Source organism: Hyphomicrobium sp., assembly GCF_036262015.1.
GTDB lineage: Bacteria > Pseudomonadota > Alphaproteobacteria > Rhizobiales > Hyphomicrobiaceae > Hyphomicrobium_C.
This window is the reverse complement of the sequence record NZ_DATAJR010000006.1, coordinates 232,073-254,861: the sequence shown is the minus strand read 5'-3', so window position 1 is coordinate 254,861 and position 22,789 is coordinate 232,073. Positions and strand designations below refer to the sequence as shown.

20 protein-coding genes are annotated in these 22,789 nt (G+C 62.9%); 9 read left to right on the top strand and 11 right to left on the bottom strand.

Features of this window, described 5'->3' with window-relative positions; translation table 11 throughout:
- Nucleotides 1–8 precede the first annotated feature (8 nt).
- Entirely contained in the window at nt 9–1,169 is a 1,161-nt protein-coding gene (locus VHO05_RS06770) for a hypothetical protein (RefSeq protein WP_329645832.1), read from the bottom strand.
- 418 nt (nt 1,170–1,587) lie between these two features.
- On the opposite strand from VHO05_RS06770, the gene VHO05_RS06765 reads away from it, so the two are divergent.
- On the top strand, nt 1,588–2,259 hold the full coding sequence (locus VHO05_RS06765) for a CAP domain-containing protein (RefSeq protein ID WP_329645831.1): 672 nt from the start codon (nt 1,588–1,590) through the stop codon (nt 2,257–2,259).
- Here the strand turns inward: VHO05_RS06765 and VHO05_RS06760 are convergent.
- The 5 genes from VHO05_RS06760 to VHO05_RS06740 all read right to left on the bottom strand — a co-directional run bounded on the left by VHO05_RS06760 (nt 2,199) and on the right by VHO05_RS06740 (nt 7,402).
- On the bottom strand, nt 2,199–3,374 hold the full coding sequence (locus VHO05_RS06760; RefSeq protein ID WP_329645830.1) for an esterase-like activity of phytase family protein: 1,176 nt from the start codon (nt 3,372–3,374) through the stop codon (nt 2,199–2,201). The genes VHO05_RS06765 and VHO05_RS06760 overlap by 61 nt on opposite strands.
- A 28-nt stretch (nt 3,375–3,402) precedes the next feature.
- The gene (gene cobT, locus VHO05_RS06755; RefSeq protein ID WP_329645829.1) at nt 3,403–5,286 is read right to left on the bottom strand and encodes a cobaltochelatase subunit CobT; all 1,884 of its coding nucleotides are present in this window, start codon (nt 5,284–5,286) and stop codon (nt 3,403–3,405) included.
- Nucleotides 5,283–5,600, bottom strand: a complete 318-nt coding sequence (locus VHO05_RS06750) for a hypothetical protein (protein ID WP_329645828.1) — start codon at nt 5,598–5,600, stop codon at nt 5,283–5,285. The genes cobT and VHO05_RS06750 overlap by 4 nt, the downstream gene beginning before the upstream one ends.
- 25 nt (nt 5,601–5,625) lie before the next feature.
- Entirely contained in the window at nt 5,626–6,627 is a 1,002-nt protein-coding gene (cobS, locus tag VHO05_RS06745; protein ID WP_329645827.1) for a cobaltochelatase subunit CobS, read from the bottom strand.
- A gap of 142 nt (nt 6,628–6,769) precedes the next feature.
- Nucleotides 6,770–7,402, bottom strand: a complete 633-nt coding sequence (locus tag VHO05_RS06740) for a J domain-containing protein (RefSeq protein ID WP_329645826.1) — start codon at nt 7,400–7,402, stop codon at nt 6,770–6,772.
- 105 nt (nt 7,403–7,507) lie between these two features.
- Here VHO05_RS06740 and VHO05_RS06735 point away from each other — a divergent pair, with 105 nt between their 5' ends.
- Nucleotides 7,508–7,783, top strand: a complete 276-nt coding sequence (locus tag VHO05_RS06735; RefSeq protein WP_329645825.1) for a BolA family protein — start codon at nt 7,508–7,510, stop codon at nt 7,781–7,783.
- Here VHO05_RS06735 and VHO05_RS06730 read toward each other — a convergent pair.
- The 4 genes from VHO05_RS06730 to VHO05_RS06715 form a co-directional block, all read right to left on the bottom strand.
- The gene (locus tag VHO05_RS06730; RefSeq protein ID WP_329645824.1) at nt 7,756–8,916 is read right to left on the bottom strand and encodes an NAD(P)/FAD-dependent oxidoreductase; all 1,161 of its coding nucleotides are present in this window, start codon (nt 8,914–8,916) and stop codon (nt 7,756–7,758) included. The genes VHO05_RS06735 and VHO05_RS06730 overlap by 28 nt on opposite strands.
- A gap of 71 nt (nt 8,917–8,987) precedes the next feature.
- On the bottom strand, nt 8,988–10,313 hold the full coding sequence (locus VHO05_RS06725) for an HlyC/CorC family transporter (RefSeq protein WP_329645864.1): 1,326 nt from the start codon (nt 10,311–10,313) through the stop codon (nt 8,988–8,990).
- Nucleotides 10,314–10,400: 87 nt separating this feature from the next.
- On the bottom strand, nt 10,401–11,555 hold the full coding sequence (gene aroB / locus VHO05_RS06720) for a 3-dehydroquinate synthase (protein WP_329645823.1): 1,155 nt from the start codon (nt 11,553–11,555) through the stop codon (nt 10,401–10,403).
- A 46-nt stretch (nt 11,556–11,601) separates the two neighbouring features.
- On the bottom strand, nt 11,602–12,183 hold the full coding sequence (locus VHO05_RS06715; protein ID WP_329645822.1) for a shikimate kinase: 582 nt from the start codon (nt 12,181–12,183) through the stop codon (nt 11,602–11,604).
- A gap of 388 nt (nt 12,184–12,571) precedes the next feature.
- Here VHO05_RS06715 and VHO05_RS06710 point away from each other — a divergent pair, with 388 nt between their 5' ends.
- From VHO05_RS06710 to VHO05_RS06680, 7 genes are all read left to right on the top strand, one after another.
- Nucleotides 12,572–14,329, top strand: a complete 1,758-nt coding sequence (locus VHO05_RS06710) for a hypothetical protein (RefSeq protein ID WP_329645821.1) — start codon at nt 12,572–12,574, stop codon at nt 14,327–14,329.
- A gap of 177 nt (nt 14,330–14,506) precedes the next feature.
- Entirely contained in the window at nt 14,507–15,469 is a 963-nt protein-coding gene (locus tag VHO05_RS06705; protein WP_329645820.1) for a site-specific tyrosine recombinase XerD, read from the top strand.
- A gap of 238 nt (nt 15,470–15,707) precedes the next feature.
- The gene (locus VHO05_RS06700) at nt 15,708–16,691 is read left to right on the top strand and encodes an acetyl-CoA carboxylase carboxyltransferase subunit alpha (RefSeq protein WP_329645819.1); all 984 of its coding nucleotides are present in this window, start codon (nt 15,708–15,710) and stop codon (nt 16,689–16,691) included.
- Between the two features lie 147 nt (nt 16,692–16,838).
- Nucleotides 16,839–17,840 carry a murein L,D-transpeptidase family protein gene (locus tag VHO05_RS06695; RefSeq protein ID WP_329645818.1) on the top strand — a complete coding sequence of 334 codons (1,002 nt, stop codon included), beginning with the start codon at nt 16,839–16,841 and terminating at the stop codon, nt 17,838–17,840.
- A gap of 33 nt (nt 17,841–17,873) precedes the next feature.
- Nucleotides 17,874–18,752, top strand: a complete 879-nt coding sequence (locus tag VHO05_RS06690; protein ID WP_329645817.1) for a murein L,D-transpeptidase family protein — start codon at nt 17,874–17,876, stop codon at nt 18,750–18,752.
- A 159-nt stretch (nt 18,753–18,911) separates the two neighbouring features.
- Entirely contained in the window at nt 18,912–19,904 is a 993-nt protein-coding gene (locus VHO05_RS06685) for a murein L,D-transpeptidase family protein (RefSeq protein WP_329645816.1), read from the top strand.
- A 74-nt stretch (nt 19,905–19,978) separates the two neighbouring features.
- Nucleotides 19,979–20,545, top strand: a complete 567-nt coding sequence (locus tag VHO05_RS06680; RefSeq protein ID WP_329645815.1) for a TIGR00645 family protein — start codon at nt 19,979–19,981, stop codon at nt 20,543–20,545.
- 16 nt (nt 20,546–20,561) lie between these two features.
- Here VHO05_RS06680 and VHO05_RS06675 read toward each other — a convergent pair whose 3' ends face one another.
- A complete protein-coding gene (locus VHO05_RS06675) occupies nt 20,562–22,763 on the bottom strand; it encodes a putative bifunctional diguanylate cyclase/phosphodiesterase (protein WP_329645814.1) in 2,202 nt (733 codons plus the stop codon).
- Between the last annotated feature and the right edge of the window lie 26 nt (nt 22,764–22,789).

Here is a 22,789-nt window from a genome sequence, read left to right as displayed (position 1 = left end):
AACGGTCGTCACTCTTCGACGCGCACGAAATGCCAAACAGTATTCTTGTAAGGAACTGCGGAGCTTTCGAGATCCTTGATGCTTTTCCGGTCCTTGAGATCCGCATTGGCGAGGACGAGGGCGCCGAGGCGGTGGGCCTCGGCCAGCATGCATTTGAATTCGATCTCGGAAACCTGCCACGACGGCTGAGTGACGCGGATCGCGTCCCAGACGTGGGAGATAAATGCTTTGCGGCTGCCTGGCCAGCCCTCCGCGCGCCCGGCCGCCGCTTTCTTGACGGCCTGGGCAAACTCGTTGAGGTCCGGGCGCAATGACTTGGGCGCCGCTTTTGCGACGGGCTTAGAATCGTTGGCCGCAGGCGCAAGCGGGGCTGCCGGTGCTGTCACGCGAACCGGCATCACCGGACGCTGCGCTTCCGGCTCGTCTGTCTGTCCGGCCTCAAGCGCACGCGCTCCGAGCCCCCGCAACACGCCAATACGAAGGCCATCGAGAGCCGTGTCCGTCGTGCCCGCGTACTCGGCCGCAAGCTCCGAAATCAGCTTGCCGTCCGTCGCAAAGGCGCGCGGAATTTGCGAAAGCTGGCCCGCGAGCAGGCGGCCGGCCTTGGCTGAGAGCGCGGATCCTTTTCCGAAGCCCGCCTTGATCCGGTTGCCGAAGGCGCGCTCGAGCGCAACCACCGCGAGCTGCGCCCGAAGCTTCGTGGGCGGAACGTTCTTTTTGACGGAAAGGCCAAAAGCCTTCTGAACAATGATCGTGCGTAGACCCTCAACGCGGGACAAAGGTTTGAGCCGGGCCGGGGATTCTTTTTCGAGCCCGAGACCTTTGGCGATAAGGGCGATGTCGCGCAGCTCCGCCCAGGGTCGAGGGTCATAGGACTTCTGACCGAGGTAGCGGGCGGCGGCGAGGGTCCCTGCATCCGTCGGGGCGAGGCGGGTCTTCGTCTCCGTGACGAAACCGTTCGCAACCAGCTGTCCGATCTCTTTCTCGGCCAAGCGGCGCCAATCGGCGGGTGAAAGCTTATGCGTAAAGAGGGGCGCAAGCTCAGTCGCCACCTCGGCCCGCGTCGCGCCGCCAGCGGCAGCAACGCGCACCAGGATCAGATGACCGGTCGCCGATGCGCCACCGCGCCGCGACCCGGCAAGGGAAGCACCGCTGCCAAGCGCCGACATGTCCGCACGCCTCCTTCTGGGCCTGAAGTGACGAGAAGCCGTACGCGCGAATCACCGGCATGATTCCGATACATTGCGGGAGAGGGCCTTAAGTTCCAAGGGATTCGCGGGCACGGCGTCGGCAATTTTTTGGTTGTATCGACTCGGGTCCGGAAGCCCGGCTTTCGCCCCGGCCTTGCCCAAATGGCGACACCTTCATTGGCAAAATACATAGCGGGCTTCGGGGGGACGCATGACGGATGAGGAGCGGCTTCATTGAAGCTGCAACTGTTTCGGACATGTCCGGGGAACGATAGCGGCGACCTCATCCCCTCGCAGCGATAACTGGGTCAACACCGTCTTAGTGTTAACGGCGAGTTAACTCCTTACTGCGATGTTGACACTCAGTACCGCGCGTCCTCTTGCGGGAGTTACGGGAATGTATCGCGTCGCCCTATCGATCGTGCTTGCGGCCTCACTCGGCCTCGGTGCCTGCAGCCTCAACACCGTTGGCCTCTCTTCCGGCTACAACGATCTCGGAAGCCAGGCCTCTCTGAGTCCTGCTGGATCAACCACGACCGGTTCGATCGACCGCAGCTCCCGCTCCGGCCTGAGCGGCGGCACACAGGTCGCCGCACTGACCCCAGACAAAGCGCCGAAAGGCTCGTTCGAGAAGGCTCCCGCGGGTGCCCTTGCTGATCGCGACTATTCGGCCACCGCGCTCGACCCGGACAAGGCGCGCGACCTTATCAATCAATACCGCAAGGACAATGGCTTGAAGCCGCTCCGGCTCAATACGGCCCTGACCGATGCCGCGAAAGAGCACAGCCGAGACCTCGCCAAGTGGGACCGCATCTCGCATTACGGCTCCGACGGCTCGAACCCGTGGGATCGCGTGAAGCGCACGGGTTATAAGCCGCGCCTGGCCGCCGAGAACGTCGGCACGGGACAAGTCTCGTTCAACGAGGTCCTGAAGGGCTGGAAGGAAAGCCCCGGCCACAACAAGAATCTGTTGCTGGGCGACGCCCGCGAAATGGGTCTGGCGCTGGTTCAGGATCCAAAGACCGAATTCAAATCCTTCTGGACGCTCGTCATCGGCACGCCGATGTAAGGCTGCGCGCCGCTACACCCGGCGCAGACCCAGCGCACGTTCTCTGCCTTTTCCGTTTTCTTCGACGGGCCGGCGGCGGCTGCAGGCTTGTTCTTCAGGGTGAACTGAAGAAGCACTGTGCGCTGCAGGAAGCGGTTGAAGTTGTCGTCCGACATCAGCGTGATCACCGTCTCGCCCCGCTCGCCCTGAGAGACGGCGAGGGCTTCGAGATTGTCGATTTCGGACCCAGTGTCGGCTTCGAGCAGAATTTCCCCCTTGGCAATCCCGCCGGGCTTGATCCCATCGGCCGCAAGATGGCGGAGGCGAATTTTCAGCCCCTCAGTCCAGCGGAAGAACCGCTCGACGATGAGAACGCTGCCGTCGGGCAGGCCTGCGGCATCGGTTATGCTGAAGCGGCCGATGTCGGCGACGGAAAAGCCGCGCGGCTCCCCGGACACCCAGATCCAGCCGCGATGCGTCTTCTCACCCCGAAGCGGGTTCTCGGCGAAGGCGATCAAAGCCCCTTTGCGCGGGCCGCCGGCGAGCACCGTGACGGATTCAATCCCATCGAGGCGCATCCGCGCAGCCTCCTTCGGCATCGTCACATAGGACGTGGGCTTACCGAGACCGCCTTTTTCCAAAGCGAATACACCGATGCGATCGTTCTGCTCAAAGGCAATATAGGCCGTGCCCTTTTTCGGCGTACCGCTCGCCAACGTGACGGCTTCGGCGTCGCGATCACGTTGCCGGGTCAGCGGCTTTCCGCTCGCGGTTTGCAAGGAGCCAAGACGCGCGGACCGAACGGCTATGGGGCGCGTGCCGTCATAGGCGATCTCACCCGTCATCCACACGCCGGAATCCGACACGGCAACGAGGCTCTTTCCATCCGCGCCGAGCGCCAGGCCCGACCAGCCCCCAAACTTGTCCGACGGCGACGTCAAGACCAGTCCGCCGCGCCATTCAAGGCGCGGATTATCGAGCGGTTTGCCGCTCCGGGCGAAGCTTGCGATTGGTGTTGCGCGAACCTCGATGTCCTGGGTGGGAATCCCTGCGGTGTCCGGTTTCAGCTGTGCCCATGCCGGAGACACAGCAACGAGCGCGGCGACGGCCACAGCACTGAACGACCAAGCGCGCACGCCAGCCCCCTGCGTATTACTGCATGAATTAGTGTACCCGGTGCGCTTTGCGGCGCGGATGCGTAGGTAGCGCTTTCGGCGCCTCCTCGAACAGCTCCACCAGCTTGTCGGTCATGGCGCCCGCCAGCTCGCTCGGATCGGAGATGGTGACGGCGCGCCGATAGTAGCGCGTCACGTCATGGCCAATGCCGATGGCAATCAATTCCACAGGCGAGCGGATCTCGATCTCGTCGATCACTTTACGCAAATGCTGCTCGAGGTAGCTGCCCGAGTTCACGGAGAGCGTCGAGTCGTCGACAGGCGCGCCATCGGAAATCATCATCAGGATACGGCGCTGCTCAGGGCGTGCCATGAGACGCGCGTGGGCCCAGGCGAGTGCCTCGCCGTCGATATTCTCCTTCAGAAGGCCTTCGCGCATCATCAGCGCCAACGAGCGCTTGGCGCGGCGCCATGGTGCATCGGCCGTCTTGTAGATGATGTGGCGGAGATCGTTGAGACGGCCGGGCGCAGATGGCTTTCCGGCCGCAAGCCAATCCTCGCGTGACTGGCCGCCCTTCCAAGCGCGCGTCGTAAAGCCCAAGATCTCGACCTTCACTCCGCACCGCTCCAACGTGCGCGCCAGGATATCCGCGCAGCAGGCCGCAACCATGATCGGGCGACCTCGCATCGAGCCGGAATTGTCGAGCAGCAATGTGACAACCGTATCGCGGAAATCGGTGTCGCGCTCGCGCTTGAACGAGAGCGGATGCGACGGATCGGTCACGATACGCGTGAGCCGAGCGGCGTCGAGCAAGCCCTCCTCGAGATCGAAGTCCCACGCGCGATTCTGCTGCGCCAGGAGACGCCGCTGCAGCCGGTTGGCCAGACGAGCAACAACGCTCGCAAGCGCCTTCAGCTCCTTGTCGAGGAATGTGCGCAGACGCTCCAACTCTTCGGGGTTGGAGATGTCCTCGGCGCCAACTTCCTCATCGTGCGCGCGCGTGTAGACCTTGTAGCCAAACGGCTCCGGATTATCGAGAACGGACGTATTCGGGCGCCACGGCTCCGACGTTTCGAGGCCTTCGGGCTCGTCGGCGTCGGCATCGAAGTCGTCGCGGTCTGGCGCTTCCGTCGTTTCCTTCGCTTCGCCGGACTCGCCTTCCGATTGATCCTCCTGGCGCTCCTGCTCGCCTGTTTCGCCGCCCTGATCCTCGCTCTCGGCCTCCGCCTCCCCGCCGTCAGGCTGTTCCTCGGAGGTCTCTTCGGTTTCGTCGGCCTGTCCTTCGGCGAGGTCATCCGCCAAGTCGAGCGACTTCAAGAGGTCACGCACCAACCGCCCGAACTCTTCCTGGCTTTCTGCGACGTCTTCCATCTTGCGGAAGGTTGCGTCGGCCCGTTCCTCAAGGTGGGGACGCCAGAGATCGACAATAGCGCGCGCCGACTCCGGCGGTGCACGGCCTGTCAACCGCTCGCGCACCAGAAGCCCAAGCGCCGCGCCCAGAGGCGCGTCATTGCGATCGGAAACCTGCGCGAAGCGGCCATGAGAAAATTCGTCGGCACATTTTGCGGCGAGGTTTTCGGCCATCCCGCGCATGCGATTGGCACCGAGCGCTTCAACGCGCGCGCGTTCCATCGCTTCGAACACCTCGCGTCCGGGGCCAGACGGCGGCGCCAGGCGGCGGTGGAGGGCTTCATCATGACAGGCCGCCGTCAGCGCAAAGCTGTCCGCCCAGCCGCGCAGCACGGCGATCTCGTTTTCGTTCGGCGCGCGGGATGGCTCGGCGAGGCGCACGTGCTTGCCTTCGAGCGCCGGCTTTGCGGCCCCGTAGGTCACTTCGATCTCCGGGTCGCCCGCAATGGCTCGGACAGCAAGGCCGAGCACGCGCTTCAGCGGTTCAGAGGGCGACTCGCGCCGTTTGGGCGGTAGGCTCATCTCGACTTATCCGACGTAACGCGCCGGACGAGCCGCCGCCACTCTCGATCGTCGACCTGCTCGCGGGCTTCGATGTTGCCCTGCTTGACCTTGATCGACCCGACAAGGACGCCTAGCCCAGCGCCTATTGCGGCACCGATGGCGGTGCTCAGCGTGTCGGAGGTTGCGGGCGCAAGCATGTTCCAGACGATCGCGATCACTACCGATCCCAACAGGCCACCCACACCGGCGAGCAGGAGACAGAACAGTACAGCGCCGCGCAGACCGGTATATCCGGCCGCCGTCAGTGCGTCTCTCTGGTCCCTCTCGTCCATTGCGGACAGGCCTGCGTATCCCATCTCAGCCGAGCGCGAAGTTCGCCGCGCTCTCGGGGAGCTCCTCACCGAACGAGCGCTGGTAGAACTCGGCAACGAGCGGGCGCTCCAGCTCGTCGCACTTGTTCAGGAACGTCAGACGGAACGCGACGCCGACATCGCCGAAGATCTCGGCGTTCTCGGCCCACGTCATCACCGTGCGCGGGCTCATCACGGTCGACAGGTCGCCGTTGACGAACGACTGGCGCGTCAGATCGGCAACGCGCACCATGTTCGATACCGTCTTGCGCTTGGCGTCGGATTTGTTCCAGCCCTTGACCTTGGACAGGATGATGCGGGCCTCGTCGTCGTGCGGCAGATAGTTCAGCGTTGCGACGATCGACCAGCGGTCCATCTGACCCTGGTTGATCTGCTGCGTACCATGATAGAGGCCCGACGTATCGCCGAGACCGATGGTGTTCGTCGTCGCAAACAGGCGGAACGCCGGATGCGGACGGATCACCTTTGACTGGTCGAGCAACGTCAGCTTGCCCGAGACTTCGAGCACGCGCTGGATGACGAACATGACGTCGGGGCGGCCAGCGTCATACTCGTCGAAAACGAGTGCGGTGTTGGACTGCAGTGCGTACGGCAGAATGCCTTCGCGGAACTCGGTGATCTGCTTTCCGTCCTTCAGTACGATCGCGTCCTTGCCGACGAGATCGATGCGCGAGACGTGGCTATCGAGGTTCACGCGAATGCAAGGCCAGTTGAGGCGCGCAGCAACCTGCTCGATGTGCGTCGACTTTCCGGTGCCGTGATAGCCCTGCACCATGACGCGGCGGTTGTATTTGAAGCCTGCCAGGATCGCGAGTGTCACTTCCCGATTGAAGAGGTAGTCCGGGTCGAGATCCGGAACGTGCTCGTCCGCTTGAGAGTAAGCGGGCACTTCGAGATCCGAGTCGATCCCGAACACCTGACGGACCGAGAGCTTCATGTCGGGAAGCCCCGTTGCCGAGGCCGTACCAGTCGTGGATTGCGCGCGCATTGGAACCTATTCGGGCAAGAGCGTCCGAGGGACTGACCTCGAGCGCGTGAGCTTCGCCTCCCTGGAGGCGATGTTGCAAAATACTCGCGGAGCCGCCCGGCCCGCGCGCGACCCGCTCCGAAAAGCGGGCCGCGACTGCGGCTCAGACGAGACCCGCCTTCTTCAGATAGTTATAGGCTTGGATTATTTCGCGCAACGTGTCCTCGGAGCGCGTATCGCCGCCGTTGGAATCCGGGTGGTGGCGCTTTACCAACTCTTTGAAGCGCGCCTTAATTTCCGCCTTCGAGGCGGATTCCGGCAAATGCAGGCTTTCGAGAGATTTTTTCTCGATCGGCTTCAGGACCCGACGGCTTTCGACCGGTTGCTCGCGGGCCTGACGGGCTCGTTCGGCAAAAAATCCATGGGGGTCGTGCGCCTTGAAGCCTGCGCCCCCTGGGCCGCCCGGCGAAATGCCCTCACTGGTCCCATGCGCCCAGGAGTTGGCGCCGACTTTCCAGGTCGGGCGGTGGCCGGTCATCGCGTCCTTCTGGAAGTCCGTGACCTCGGCATCGCTCATGCCATCGAAATAGTTGTAGGCGGCGTTGTACTCACGCACGTGATCGACGCAGAACGCGAAATATTCTCCATCCCGACCACGGCCCTTCGGAGCGCGATGAGGCGCAGGACGGCCGCACCCCTTCCACTGGCAGGGCGGATGCTTTTGCGCAGCTTCCCCTTCGGCCTGCCGCTTCGGAGCGACCCGGATCGAATCGAAGTATTTCGAGTTGAGCTTCATAGGTTAGATTATGATCTCACGGCCGCGGCCACACAAGACGAACTCTTCGGCTGGACTGCCGCAGGGCCATATCACGGGCCCACTCATTGCACGGAGGACACCTACATGTCGGCTGAAGCGCGCCTGCGCGAAAAGCTCATGGTCGCACTCGAACCAACGCGGCTCGATATCGTCAACGAAAGTGAGCTGCATGCCGGCCACCGCTCCTCACCCAATACAGGTGAAAGCCATTTTCGAATCCTCATCGTCTCGCCCATGTTCAAGGGAGTATCGCGCGTCGGACGTCACCGCATGGTGAATGACGCCATTGCCGAAGAGCTCAAAGGCGGCATCCACGCACTCGCGCTTACGACCTACGCGCCCGGTGAAGCCTTGGGATAAGGGAGACCCGGTGCCGTTTCGCGGCTCAGCTTCGCTTCGAACTCCGCGAAGCTCAGTCCGCCCGCGTTGCGGCGGTGGAAGTAGATGTGCTGCGCAAGCCGGCGCATCGGGGAAAGCCCAAGCGCTATATCGAAAGTCCAGTTCGGCAGTGCAAGGTCCAGTGCCGCGCGCATTACTTTCTTGGTTGCGAAACCCGGCAGCTCGGCAGCAAGCGCAACAGCCGGCGGCGGTCCAAGATCCATGAGGTGATCGGCAATCACTTGTGCCGATCGGCGCCCCAATTCGAACGCGAGCTTAATGCCGCCTCCCGTTGCTGGCGACACTTGGCCGGCGGCATCGCCGACCAGCATCACGCCGTCTGTGGACCAAGGGTGGACCAGGCCGCCTGCGGGAATGCGGCCAGACCGCCGTTCGACCGCCCTTGCACCGGAATAGCCGAAGATGGGATCAGTGGCCGCGAGAAACGCCTTGAGGTTGGGACGGCGTCCCGGTCCGACTGCAACCCCCACCTGCGTGACAGAAGGGCCCGGCGCGACCCATCCGAGATAGCCTGGGGCGAGTTTCGAATCGAGGAAGCAGTGCAGGAAGCGCGGGTCAGCGTTCGCGAGGCCCTCGTACTCGATTTCAAGCCCCGTCAGAAACTTCGTGTTTACACCGAGCCCAAACGCGCGCGCGACGGCGGACCTTGCGCCGTCGGCGCCCAGGATGAAACGCGCTGCGATGTTCATGCCGTGAAAGCGGAAAACGCCGCCTTCGCGGTCGGCTCCTTCGAAGCGGGCGCGATATAGAATTTTAGCGCCGGCTCGCATCGCCTCGTTGGCCAGCCAGCGCAGGACGTTCGCCGTGTCGGTGGTGAGGAAAAAATAACCCGGCGCGAACAGATCGATGTGCTTGTGGCTCGGCGCGTAAAGCCGCACACCGTGAACACGCTTGGTCAGCGTGTACGGGATGTCGATCTCTTCGGCGGCTTCCTTGACCAAGATGCCTGTCGTCGCGACCCGGTGTCCCGCTTCCGGCTTTGCCTCGATAACAGCAACTTTCAAGCCGCGCATCGCGGCCGTGCGGGCGGCTACCAATCCCGCAAACGACGCGCCAACAATGACGAGATCATAGGGACGCGCGGGCTCCGTCATGCCACTCTCCGATCGCTGTACGTCCCGGAAGAGTGGCGTTCGATTGTGGCGGGGTCACGCCAGTCCGGTGGTCAATTGTCTGTACTGCTACGGGCGCGCTTCGCGCGTGCGGGATCCGCGGCAGACTCGGGATTTTCGAGCCGCTTGATGCGAACGGCTGAGATCTTGTTGCGGCTGCGGCGCAGGATCTCCATCCGGTAGCCGTGAAACGTAAAGACCTGACCCGGCTCCGGGATCAACTGGGCTTCGTGAACGACGAGACCGGCGATGGTCGTCGCCTCATCGTCCGGCAGATCCCAGTCCATATGGCGATTGAGGTCGCGGATCGGCACGGTACCGTCGACGTTGACGGTCCCGTCCGTTTGCGGGCGAATGTGCAATTCCGCAGTGTCGTGCTCGTCGGCGATCTGGCCAACGATCTCCTCGAGAATGTCCTCGAGCGTGATCAGCCCCTGGACCTCGCCGTACTCGTCGATGACCAAAGCCATCTGAGCGTTGCGCTTCAGAAACTGCTGCAACTGATCCTTGAGCGTGGTGGTGTCAGGAACGAACCAGGGGGCCGCCGCAATGCTCATGATGTCGAGCTTGGAGACGTCCCAGTTGGAGCGAGCGAGCGCGCCAAGAAGATCCTTGGTATTGAGCACACCGACGATATTCTCAGGCTCGTCCTTCCAAACCGGCACGCGCGTGTATTGCGAGCGCAGCACCTCGTCGATGATCTCCTGGGGGCTTTCCCTGGCGTCGAAGGTCTCCATCTTGGTGCGGTGAATCATGATGTCTGCGATCTGGAGGTCGCCAAGATCCAGCACGCCGCCCAGCATGTGGGCGTCGTGGCGCGCTACAGCGCCGCCCCTCGTCTGCAGATCTATCGCACCGCGGATTTCCTCGTGAGCGGCAAGAATGTTGGCCTCGTCATCCTTGGTCGACGGTGTGAAGGCCAGTATCCAACGGACGATCAGCTCAATCGCGCGTGTTGCAGGGCCGAGGACCACAATGAGCACGCGCATGATCGGCGCAACAAAGAGGGCAACGCGTTCCGAGTAGGCCAGGGCATAGGTTTTCGGCAGAACGGCCGCAAAGATCACGATCAGCAGCGTCACGATGCCTGTGGCGTAGATCACTCCGACCTCGCCCACGAGACGGATGGCAAGCGTGGACGCCAAGCCGGCGGCCAGCACGTCAACGAGCGTATTGCCGATCAGCACTGCGCCGATGAATTTCTCGGGAGACGCGAGGAGGCGATTGACGAGTTTGGCTTTCGTATTCCCGTCCTGATCGAGCGCATGGATGCGCGCCCGCGAGGCGGCGGTCAGGCCGGTTTCGCTCAAATTGAAAAAGGCGCTCATGGCAATCAGCAGAATGATCGCCGAAATCAGCAGTACGATGTCGAGTGGCATGGACATACCAAGCGGCTGCGCGACTACAGCTTTATAGCTGCTCGCCCTCACTGTTCGAGTGCAAAACCCCGACTGCGTAAAGGCCAGTCATCGGGCAGCGTCGATTTCACCGGCAAGGAATTGCCGAACAGTCGCCTCGTCAATATCGCGCGAAACGAAGGCTTCGCCAATGTTGCGCACGAGGATGAACGTCAGCCGTCCGTCGCGGACCTTCTTGTCTTGGCCCATGAGCCGCACCAATTCGTTCGCGTCCGCCTTGCCACCTGGAATGTCAGAAATCCGCGTCGGGAGTCCAACTGCCTCAAGGTGACGCGACACGCGCTCTGCGGAACCGGCGGGGCACAGGCCAAGGCTCTCCGAGAACCGGAAGGCGAGACACATGCCAATGGCCACGCCTTCTCCATGCAGCAAGCGATCCGAGTACCCGGTCCACGCCTCGAGCGCATGGCCGAACGTGTGCCCGAGATTGAGAAGGGCGCGATCGCCTGTCTCATGCTCGTCACGAGCGACGATATCCGCCTTAGCCTTCACACTCGTTTCGATGGTCGTAATAAGCGTTTCCTGGTCATAAGAAAACACGCCTTCATAGGCCTTCTCCAGCCAGCCGAAGAAACCTGCGTCGCCAAGCAACCCGTACTTCGCGACCTCTGCATAGCCAGCACGCATCTCTCGCGGCGGAAGTGTCTTCAGCACATCCGTATCGGCGATCACGAGCGAGGGTTGATGGAAGACGCCGATCAGGTTCTTGCCTTGCGGCGTGTTGATTCCTGTCTTGCCGCCCACAGAGCTGTCGACCTGAGCCAAAAGCGTGGTCGGGATCTGAACGAAGCGAATGCCACGGCGGAGAATGCCGGCCGCGAACCCCGCGAGATCGCCGATCACGCCCCCGCCGAAGGCGACAACCAGATCGCCGCGCTCGAGCCCAAGCTCAAGCAGACGCTCGCACAACGGACCGAGCTCACGAAAGCTCTTGGTTGGCTCGCCGGGCTTCAGAATGATCGATCCCTTGTGGCGCCCCTCGGCCTTGAGGCTCGCTTCAAGCGCGGCCAGATGATGCCGGGCGACGTTCTCGTCCGTGACGATGCCGCAGCGGGCCTTCCCCAAGCGCCCGGCGATGAGACGGCCAGCCTCTGCGAGGAGATCGGGGCCGATCAGCACGTCATACGTGCGCCCTCCGAGCGGGACGGTGACCGTGCGCGCCGCGCGGGTCGTCGCAGCGAGAGAGTGGGCTAAGGTCGGCATTGGGGCGTTCTTCTTCTCGTGTCCGGGTCTTCGAGATGTAGAGGTATCAGATGGAGGTCGTAAGCGCCAACGCGGGGTGCTTTGCGAGGGCTTCCAGGATCTCATTCACGATCGCGTCATGGGGTACATCGCGGCTCTCGATCGTCAGATCGGCCTCCGCATAGATCGGGTAACGTTTTTCCATGAGTTCGCGCATGACGCCCTCCGGATCTGCGGTCTTGAGAAGGGGCCGCGTGTCGCGCTTGGCAACGCGCCGCATCAAGACCGGCAACTCCGCCCTCAGCCAGATCGAAAAACCCGTTTCGCGGATTTGCTCGCGCGTGCCCGGCGAGATGAAGGCCCCGCCACCCGTCGCCACGACCTGCGGGCCGGATGCGAGGAGGCGCGCGATCACTTTGCCTTCGCGGTCGCGAAAAAAGCCCTCACCATGATCGGCGAAGATTTCGCTGATCGACTTTTGAGCCACCCGCTCGATTTCCTCGTCGGCATCGATGAAGGGCAGGCCTAGGCGCGTGGCGAGGCGTTTGCCGATCGACGACTTGCCGCACCCCATCAGACCGACAAGCACCAACGAGCGCGACCCCAGAGCGCGACGAACCTTGTCGACAATGTCCTTTTCCTGATCCATACGCCCTTGTCTACGCAGTATCCCGTAGGCACATTTCGTATCGAACTCGAGGCTGAGGAACCCATACTGCAAGTTGCCTCGCCCAAGCGAGCCGATTGGCGTGCTTACGGTATATTCTTTCCCATGGTTAGGGAAATTTCAGTCATAATCGCGCCACGTTGCGTCTCGACATACCACAACCATCGCACCCGCAATCAAGTAGTGCGCCTTTATTCGAGCTGCTTCCATCAATGCCAAGCCTCTTTCGATTCCTCGTCACGGTCGGGTCGCTGGTGGCGCTGATCTTGGCGGGGTTGTACATTCTTTCCCATCAATTCGAGCCACCCCAGCACGAGGTCGTGAAGGTGGTGCCCGGCGTCAAAATCCGAAAGCCCCCCGAACCCAAGCAATGACCGGCAGGGCGATGAGCGCGCTGAGCCATTCCGCTTTCACTCGTTTCCGGCGAAGCGTCCTCTTTCCGGCGTCCGCCGCTTCGTTGGTGCTGCTCATGGCATCAGGCGCGGCGGCGCAGAATTTCGATCCCTTTGGCACGAGCGAACCCGCGCGATCGGACAGCGGCGTCACGCGGGAAGACCTTCCGCCGTCGGCCGCGACACAAGAGGGCGAGCGCGGCGTGGTCAAGGAAGAGCTCGATCCCGTGATGTCGAACGACGGCTCCGGGCTGCCCTACGAGCTCTGGAGCGGGCTGTCCGCCGAGCAGTTCGCAAAGAGTATCGCAGCGCTTCAGCTTCCCCCCCGATCTCCAGCCCTGCACGCCCTCTGGCGCCGGCTGGTCGGGTCGGATTCGACACCCGCCGACGGAGTCGGCAATGCCCGATTCACGGCTCTTCGCGTGGAGGCGCTCGATCAGTCCGGCCTCGTCGATGAAGTCGCCGCGGTGCTGGCCAAGGATCCGAATGCCGAGCGCGATCCGCTTCTCCAAGCCTTGACGGCCCGCAGCGAGATCGGGCTCGGCAATACCGAGCGCGGCTGCGAGATCGGCAAAGGCCTGCTGCAGGTCCAATCGCAGCTTCCGAAGCCGATCCAGGCCGATGCAATCCTGATCAACGGCTATTGCGCGGCCGCGCGCGGAGACACGGCCGGCGCGGCCCTGCAGGCTAGCCTCCTGAAGGAGCTGGATCTCGGCCTCGCTGGCGCTGACTTTCTCGATGCTGTCGCCAATGGCCTTACGCCCCAAATCCCGTCCGATGCGAAGCTGTCCTTGCTCGACTATCGGATCGCCGCGCTCAAGGGCGGGCTCGACCGCGCCAAGCTCATCAGGGCGGCGACCCCTGCGTTGCTCGCCGGGCTTGCACAGGATCCGCGCGGTGCGCCGGACGTGCGGCTCGCGGCAGGGGAAGCGGCTGCTCAACTCAACGCGCTTTCGACGCGTGATCTCGCTCCGCTGTATCTCCTTGAAGGAGCCGGGAACGACGCGGGCAGTATTGAGCGAGCCGGTCTCTTTCGATCCGCGCAAAGCCAGCAAACCCCGATGCAGAAAGCGCGTCTCATCCGCGCGTTCCTCGACGATGCACGGCGCGCCAATCTCTACTGGCCTTCCCTGCAGCTCATGGCTCCGGCTGTGCGGGATCTCGAACCGGTGCCCGAGATCGGATGGTTCGCGGAAACTGCTATCGAGGTGAACCTGGCGAGCGGCAATTTCGAGGGCGTGCGCCGCTGGGCGCGCCTCGGGGATCAAATCGGCGCCGGAGGACAGCCGCTTGCGCACTGGATTGCGTTGGCCGACATCGCCGATCCCACGCCGACCTCGGATCGTGGGCAAAGCTTCGGCGCGCTCGAGACCATGGCGCGCAGCGGCCGATTCGATCCGGCCCTGCTGCATCGCCTAGCCACCGTGCTCGATGCGCTGGATATGAACGTACCCGTACCGCTATGGGAGATCGCAAGCCGTTCGCCGCAACCGAACAGCGGGCATCTGCCCGACACCGGCGTGCTCTCGGAGCTTGCAGACGCATCCCAGAAAAAGCAGTTCGGCCGCACGGTGCTGCTTGTCATGCGCACAATTGGGCCGCATGGAGCGGAAAGCGCGCATATGATTGCGCTTGGCGATGCGCTTCGGGCCCTCAAGCGGGCAGGCCTCGACGCTGAAGCGAGGCAGCTTGCGCTCGAGGGACTGCTTGGCGCCTGGCCGCGCTCCGTCAGCTAGTGTGATGATCGAGAAATTCGCCATTATTGGCGGCAAGGTGCCGAGCGAATTTCTCGATCTGAATCACACTAGCAAGTCTATGATTCTAGTGTCCCCAATGATTCCGAAGTTCGCTCCCGAGCCTAGCCGCAAACTTGAGCGAACTTCGGAATCGGGACACTCGTGAGGCGACGCGACATGCATGGCGACACGACTGGGAGCAAGGATCGCCGCCATATCGCGGCGTTCCTCGAAATGATGGTGGCGGAGAAGGGCGCGGCAGCCAATACGCTCGACGCTTACCGCCGCGATCTTGAGGACTACACCGGATATTTGGACCGAGCCGGCGTTTCCCTGGCAGAAGCAACGAAGCCGGACGTGTCGCGCTACATGCAAGGGCTTTCGGTTGCCGGTCTCAAGCCGGCCTCCCGCGCCCGCCGACTCTCGGCGGTCCGTCAGCTGTACAAATTCCTCGAAGCCGAAGGCGCGGTTCGCGAGAGCCCGGTCGAAGGGCTCGCCGCCCCCACGAAAGAGCGCGCTCTTCCGAAGACTCTCTCCGTCGACGAGGTTGATCGTCTGATCGAAACAGCGGCGCGCGCCGTGGAAGGCCTCAAAGGCCGCGAGCTCGTTCGCGCCGTACGCCACCATTGCCTCCTCGAGATGCTTTACGCGACCGGCATGCGCGTCTCGGAGCTGGTTTCGCTGCCGCGCAGTGTGCTCAAGGGCGATCCGCGTCTCCTGGCCATCCGCGGTAAGGGCGGGCGCGAGCGGCTGGTGCCGCTCAACACAGGCGCACGGACGGCGCTTGTTCGCTACCTCTCGCTCGGTCTGTCTCCCGAGGACGGCGTCGCCCCGATGGTCACGACGCGGTACCTTTTTCCATCGCGTGGCCAGGAAGGGCATCTCACCCGCCAGCGTTTCGCTCAGGACCTCAAGGAAACGGCGATCCAGGCGGGGATAGATCCCGAACGCGTCTCGCCGCACGTGCTCCGGCACGCGTTCGCGAGCCATCTTCTGGATCGGGGTGCAGACCTTCGCAGCGTCCAGAGCCTTCTCGGCCATGCCGATATCTCGACCACTGAGATCTACACGCACGTTCTCGAAGAACGGCTCAAACGGCTGGTCACGGAGCATCATCCCCTGGCCAAAAAAGAGCCTTAAATGGGCCAGGTTGCCCGCTCGGCGTCCGAGACCGGCGCAAAACGGCAGTTTTGCAAATTGAAACTGCCGACTTTTTCGCCCATCCCACGGCTCAGAGGCCGATCGGGTAGGGCTTGCGCGGCATTTACGACGATCCGCGCGGGCCTTGACATGCGAGAAGCGGGAAGGTCAACGTGCCCCCAAATTCATGCAATCCCGAAGAACGCCGTGCTGAGCCGCGGCAGGATGAGGCCTCTCCTTGGAACCCACAAAGTCCGACCGCCCCATTGCCGTTCGCACGTATCTCGATTTCGAAAAGCCGATCGCCGAGCTTGAAAGCAAAGTCTCGGAGCTGAAGGCTCTCGAAAACGGCGAGGGCGTCCAGATCTCGGACGAGATCAAGAAGCTCGAGCAGAAGGCCAAAGCGGCGCTTGTCGACACCTACGGAAAGCTGAGCCCCTGGCAGAAGACCCAGGTGGCCCGGCACCCCGACCGCCCGCACTGCCTCGACTACGTGGCAACCTTGATCGAGGACTTCACGCCGCTGGCAGGCGACCGCTACTTTTCCGAAGATGAAGCTGTCATGGGTGGCCTCGGTCGCTTCCGGGGCAGGCCGGTGGTCGTCATCGGTCACGAGAAGGGCTCCGATACGGAAGGCCGCATCCGGCACAACTTCGGCATGGCGCGCCCTGAGGGCTACCGCAAGGCAGTCCGCCTCATGGACATGGCCGATCGCTTCAATCTTCCCGTCCTCACGCTGGTCGATACCGCGGGCGCCTATCCCGGAATCGGCGCCGAAGAGCGCGGGCAGGCCGAAGCCATCGCCCGCTCGACCGACAAGTGCCTCGAAGTCGGCGTGCCAATCATCGCTGTCGTCATCGGCGAGGGCGGATCGGGCGGCGCGGTTGCCATTGCGACCGCCAACCGGATCCTGATGCTCGAGCATTCGATCTATACGGTTGCCTCGCCGGAGGCCGCGGCCTCAATCCTCTGGCGCGACTCAGCCAAAGCCATCGACGCCGCGACGAACATGAAAATCACGGCCCAGGACCTGGATACCCTAGGCGTGATCGACGTCATTATCCGCGAACCTGTGGGTGGAGCGCATCGCGACCGCGCCCTCGCCATCCAGACGGCTGGGGATGCAATCGCCAAGGCCCTGGCAGAGTTCGATGGCAAATCTCCCTCTGAGATCAGGCGTATGCGCCATGATCGCTTCCTCGGCATCGGGCGCCAGTTGTAGGGCGCACAGCGGCAGCGCCCCACCGGTGCCGCATTCCCGGGCAACACTTGACAATTGCGTTCACGCGCTGAAAACTTTGGGGAATCCGTAACGTTAATGGAATCTTTACGGTTTCGGTCGGATGGTCGTTCGTATGCGCCAGGGGGAATGCGTGTGCGTCTAAACATCCTCGGTGACAGGATCGTCTCTCGCCTCAAGCTCGCGGTCGCCGCCGGGCTCGTTGCGCTTTTGGTTTCGGCCTGCAGCACCGCCACAGGGCTTATCCCGCCCGCCGAACAACCACTCACAGCAGAGACGGTCTCGCTCCTCGGAAAGAAGGGCATGAACTCGGCTGCGCCAATTTTCGTGCGCATCTTCAAGGAAGAGTCCGAGCTCGAAGTGTGGAAGATGCGCGACGACGGGCGCTTCTATCATTTCAAGACCTACCCGATCTGCAACTGGTCCGGCGAACTGGGTCCGAAGCAGTTCCAAGGCGACAAGCAGGCGCCGGAGGGCTTCTACACGATCTCGCAAAGCCAGATGAACCCGAACTCCAAGTTTTATCTGGCTTTCAATCTCGGATATCCCAACGCCTACGATCGCTCGCTCGGCCGTACGGGCGAGGCGTTGATGGTGCATGGCAAGTGCAAGTCAGCCGGCTGCTACGCCATGACGGATGCGCTTGCGGAAGAAATCTATGCGCTGGCGCGCGATGCTTTCCGCAGCGGTCAGACCGGCTTCGAGGTCCATGCCTTCCCCTTCCGCATGACGCAGGAGAAGCTGGATCGTTTCAAGCAGCATAAGTGGTACGCTTTCTGGAAAACGCTGAAGGAAGGCTACGACTTCTTCGAGGTCAACCGCATTCCGCCGGCGATCGCCGTGTGCGAGAAGCGTTACGTGGTCAACGCTACGCTTGCCTCTCCGCAGAAGCTCGACCCCAGCGGTCGCTGCCCGCGCTTTCAAAGGCCCGCTTTGCAGCCGTTTTCACCGCGCCCCGCCGAATGGCAGCTCGCGACCGAGCGCGTAACGGTCGTCGGTCCGAAGACGCGCAGCGCGGCGGACGTCGCGGCTTCGACGCGGGAGTCGCAGGAGTACTTCGCGGCAACGGGCTCGATCTCGCGAACCTCCGGTATGCCGCCCGGCGCCTCGGCGCTCGGCTTCAATCCCTAGAGCCTCGCACCTTCGTCCTCGGGAGCTTCACGCGTGACTGAGCCGAAACCGGAACGCCGACGCGCTTCGGGCAGAAGCGTCATCGCGACCATTTTCCGACTCCTCGTCCTCGTCCTGATTGCCGTGCCCGTGACCATCGGGCTGTTCGCGTTCGCGTGGCCGCTCGAAGCGGAACGCGAGTGGATCCGTGCGCAGCGGTTCTGGCGGCATACGCTGGCCGACTTCAATATCGCGCTGCCGGGAACGCCGGACCTTTCCGATCTCAACGGACGCCTTGCCTCGCACGGGCTCGCCGTCGGCAATCCGATCTTCATGCGCATCTTCAAGCGCGAGTTCGAACTCGAGCTCTGGATGATGCGCGACGGCCGTTTTCACCGCTTCGCGACCTACCCGATCTGCAAGTGGTCAGGAGAGCTCGGTCCCAAGATCAAGACGGGCGACCGGCAGGCGCCCGAGGGCTTCTATACGGTCGACTCGAAGGCGCTCAATCCGAACAGCTCCTGGCATCGCTCCTTCAATCTCGGCTTCCCCAACGCATTCGACCAGGCCCACAAGCGCACCGGCTCATTCCTGATGGTGCACGGCGGCTGCGGCTCGATCGGCTGCTACGCGATGACGAACCCGGTCATCGACGAGATGTGGAGCCTGGTGACAGCCGCACTGCGCGGCGGGCAGCAGCGCTTCCAAGTGCAAGTGTTTCCATTCCGTCTGACGGAGCACAACCTGAGCCGCCACGCGAATTCGCCTCAGGCCGCATTCTGGTCCGGGCTAAAGCCCGGATACGATCTCTTTGAAGCGCGCCACGTGCCTCCCAAGGTCAGCGCGTGCGGGACGAAGTATGCCTTTGCTCCAGGTGCCGAAGGATCGGATGGCAGCACCCCGGTCGAGGCCAGCTGTCCGGCCACTCCCTAATTTCTGGCAAGTCCCGAGTTTTTCACCATTTTCCACAGCTGCTGTTGCGGCGCGGCAGCGCTGGAATGGTCGAATTACCGATAAAGCGAAGCCAAGGTTTCGTCCTCCAGTCAGCCGTGCTTTGAATTGCGTAGTGTACCCTTTTCCTCGAGTGACGAGATGGCTGGCCCAATGCCGAAATGGCGCGTTGCGGGGCGACCGGCGGTAGCAGCCGGGCTCGCGATGCTTGCCGGGCTCACGGTCGCCACCCATGGCGCTTCGGCGCTCACCATCGAGCTCAAGGATGTGGCGTCCGACCGGATCGAACGCCAGCGGGCCGCAGCTGATGGCCGGCTGCCTCTGGCCAAAACGCCGGACATCAGCAAGTTCGATCAGCGCCTCGCGGAGGCAGGCGTCAAGTCCGGCTCGCCGATGCTGATGCGCATCTTCAAGGAGACGAGCGAGCTCGAGATTTGGATCGAGAGGGGCGAGCAGTACGTTCTCTTCGCGACGTATCCCATCTGTCACTGGTCCGGGACGGTGGGACCGAAGCTCAAGGAAGGCGACAAGCAGACGCCCGAAGGGTTCTACACGATCACCAACCGGCAGATTCGCCATCTCGGCCGCTGGCAGCGCGCGATCAACCTTGGCTTTCCGAATGCGTTCGACCGCGCCCACAATCGCGACGGCTCGTACATTCTGATGCACGGCGGATGCTCGTCGGTCGGCTGCTTCGCCATGACCAATCCCGTGATTGGCGAGATCTACGGGCTCGCCAAGGCCGCAATCCGCGACGGGCAGCGGCACATTCCCGTCCACGTGTTTCCCTTCCGCATGACAGACGCAGCGCTCGCAGCCAGGGCGTCGAGCCCGTGGCATGGGTTCTGGGCCTCTCTGAAAGCAGGATCGGATTCGTTCGAGCGCACACGGCGCCCGCCGCGCGTCAGCGTCTGCGAGGGCACCTATCGCGTCCAGGATGCGCCCCCGAAATCGAGCAAGCACACCGAGGAGACGGGCAAGCCCCGCCGCGGGAAGTCGCGCGAGGACATGATGCTCGGCGCCATCCGCACGGGATGCCCGGCTCCAGTCGTCGTTACGGCCGAGCGCAAAGATCAAAACTTGGCGGCGCCAGCCGCAGGTGCCCCCTCCAGCCAAGCCGTTAGCCAGCGCTGATCCACCCGCTTGCTGGACGTCTGACCCGCGTGCCATACAGCCCTTCGAAGAGCCAAGCGCATGAGGGCACCAGCATGTGGGATTCGTTTATCGAGAAAGTCGAAAACGCTTTCGAAGCTATCGTGTTTGCCAGCCGTTGGATCCTGGCGCCGTTCTACCTCGGCCTCGCAGTCTCTCTGGTCGTGCTGCTCATCAAGTTCGCAGGCGAGCTGTTCCACATCGCAGCGCATGCCTTCACCTCGACGGAAACCGAAGTGATCCTCGGCGTTCTGGCGCTCGTGGACCTCACGCTGACCGGATCGCTGCTGATCATCGTCATCTTCTCGGGCTACGAGAACTTCGTCTCCAAGATCGATCACACGGGGCACCGAGACTGGCCGGAGTGGATGGGCACGATCGACTTCTCCGGACTCAAGCTGAAGCTGCTCTCGTCGATCGTCGCGATTTCGGCCATTCAGCTCTTGAAGCAGTTCATGTCGATCCAGAACGTCAATGACCGCGAGATCTTCTGGCTGGTCGTCGTGCACGTGGTGTTCGTCGTTTCGAGCGTGTTGCTTGCGCTTTCCGACCGCATCGCTCATGGCAACCACAAGGAGCCGGCCGCCGCGAGCGGCACGACGCCTAGCAAGGACGCGCATTGATTCCTCAGCGCGCTCGTCAGGCGACGCGCTTCGGTTTGCGCTTGGTTATGAAGGGCAGCAAGGCATCCTGAGGACGCGCTTTGCTGAACAGGAAGCCCTGCCCTTGATCACAGCCGATGCCACGCAGGCACGCCAGCTCTGCATCGGTCTCGATGCCTTCCGCCGTAATGGTTTTGCCGAGCGTCTGGCCAAGTCCAACGATGGCACGAACGACGGCCTGTTGCTCGACGTTGGTCGAAATCCCATGAACAAACGAGCTATCGATCTTGATCTTGTCGAACGGGAAGCTGCAGAGGTAACCGAGCGACGAATAGCCGGTGCCGAAGTCATCCATGGCAATGCGGGTCCCGAGCTTGCGGAGCTCCGCGAGCGTATCGAGGACGAGGTTCGAGCGATCGAGAAAGAGCGACTCCGTGATCTCCAACTCCAACCGATCGGGGTTGAGACCAGTGGCCGACAGAACGTCTTGGACCATATCGCGGACGTTGCTGCACCGAAATTGGATCGGTGAGAGGTTGACCGCCACGCGCATCGTTTCGGGCCAAGCCGTCGCGTGGTGGCAGGCGCGCCGGAGCACAAACTGGCCCAACGCGCCGATCAGGCCCGCCTCCTCAGCTATGGGAATGAATTCCGCCGGCGAGACATAGCCGCGCTCTTCGTGCTCCCAGCGCACGAGGGCCTCGGCGGCCACAATCCGTCCAGTCGAAAGACAGACCAGCGGCTGATAGTGGACCTGAAGCGCATTGTTCTCTAAGGCCGCCCTCAGATCGCGTTCGAGACGGTGCCGCTCTTGCGCTCGCGCGTTCATCTCGGGTTCGAAGTAGCGGAACGCCCCTTTGCCGCGCAGCTTGACCTGCGACAGGGCGAGGTTTGCGTTCTTCAATAGCTTGCCGGCCTCGTGGCCGTCGTTCGGAGCCACAGCAATGCCGATGCTGGCGCCGATGCTCACCCGCTGGCCCTGAATTCGGAACGGGGAGCTGATGACATCAATCAGCCGCTTGGCGACGGCGCTCACTTCTTCCGGATCGGCGACGTCGGGCATGATGATGCCGAACTCGTCGCCGCCCAGGCGCGCCGCGGACGAGCCCTGCCGCAGCGTTTTTGCAATCCGCCGGGAGGCGGCCTGCAGCAGTTGATCGCCTGCGGCGGGTCCCATCGTCTCGTTGACGGACTTGAAGTTGTCGATGCCGATGCAGAGCGAGGCGCCAATGCCGCCGTTCTCCGCGACGGACCGCAGCATCTCGTCGGCGTGCTCCAAATGACGCGTGCGGTTCGCAAGTCCTGTCAGGGGGTCATGGTGCGCCAGATAGGCGACCTGAGCTTCCGCGCGGCGGCGCTCGGTGATGTCAACGGCCGCCACCAGCACAGCGGACGTGCGCTCGTGCTCGATGGCTTGCGAATAGAGCGCCACCTCGATCTGCGAGCCGTCCCGCTTCAAGTGGGTCCAGACATGATCGGCCAGGATGCCGGGCGCGGGGCTATAGAGATCCTCAAGGCTGCCGTGTTCAGGACCAAGGTGTAGGCAATCGACCGGCCGTCCGATCATTTCAGTGCCGGGATATCCGTAGTGATTTCTTGCGGCCGCATTCGCCGACAGGATCGTTTTTCCTGTCTGTGCGACGACATACATTGGAACGGGATTGGCTTCGAACAGCATCCGGAAGGAGGCTTCACGTTCCTTCAATTGCGTGATGTCGACGCGCAAGCCGATCACGCCGCCCTCGCTCGTGTGACGCTCGTCAATCAGGATGCAGCGGCCGTCGGCGAGCCACTGCTCATGGCGCTCACTCGGCGTTTTGAGCTTCTCAAGGCGTTCCGCGATCCACTCCTCCTCGCGCCCAACGGCGGCCGGATAGTCGCCGCGCATAACACCCTCGCGAAGGGTATCCGCGAGGCGGGCGCCAACTTTGAAGAGATCAGCGGAGCGATGGTAGATCTGAGCGTATTGCTCGTTCCAAAGGACGTACCTGCCCTCGGAATCCAGAAAGACGATGCCCTGGGGAAGAATGTCGATTGCCTCGCGCAGGCGCGCATTGGCGGTGCGGGCCGCTTCGACCGCTGTGCGCGCGACCTGAAGTGCGCCTTCCAGCTCCGAAATCTGGGCGGCGGCGTCCGCGCCGTGCCTGGTCGCGACGTCTCCCCGGAGCACGCGCAAGGCGGCACGCAGCGGACGCCTGCCTACTGGTCCATTGCGTTTGCTGGAAGTCCGCCTGTTCATTTGCCGAGCCCATTCGATCGTTGTTG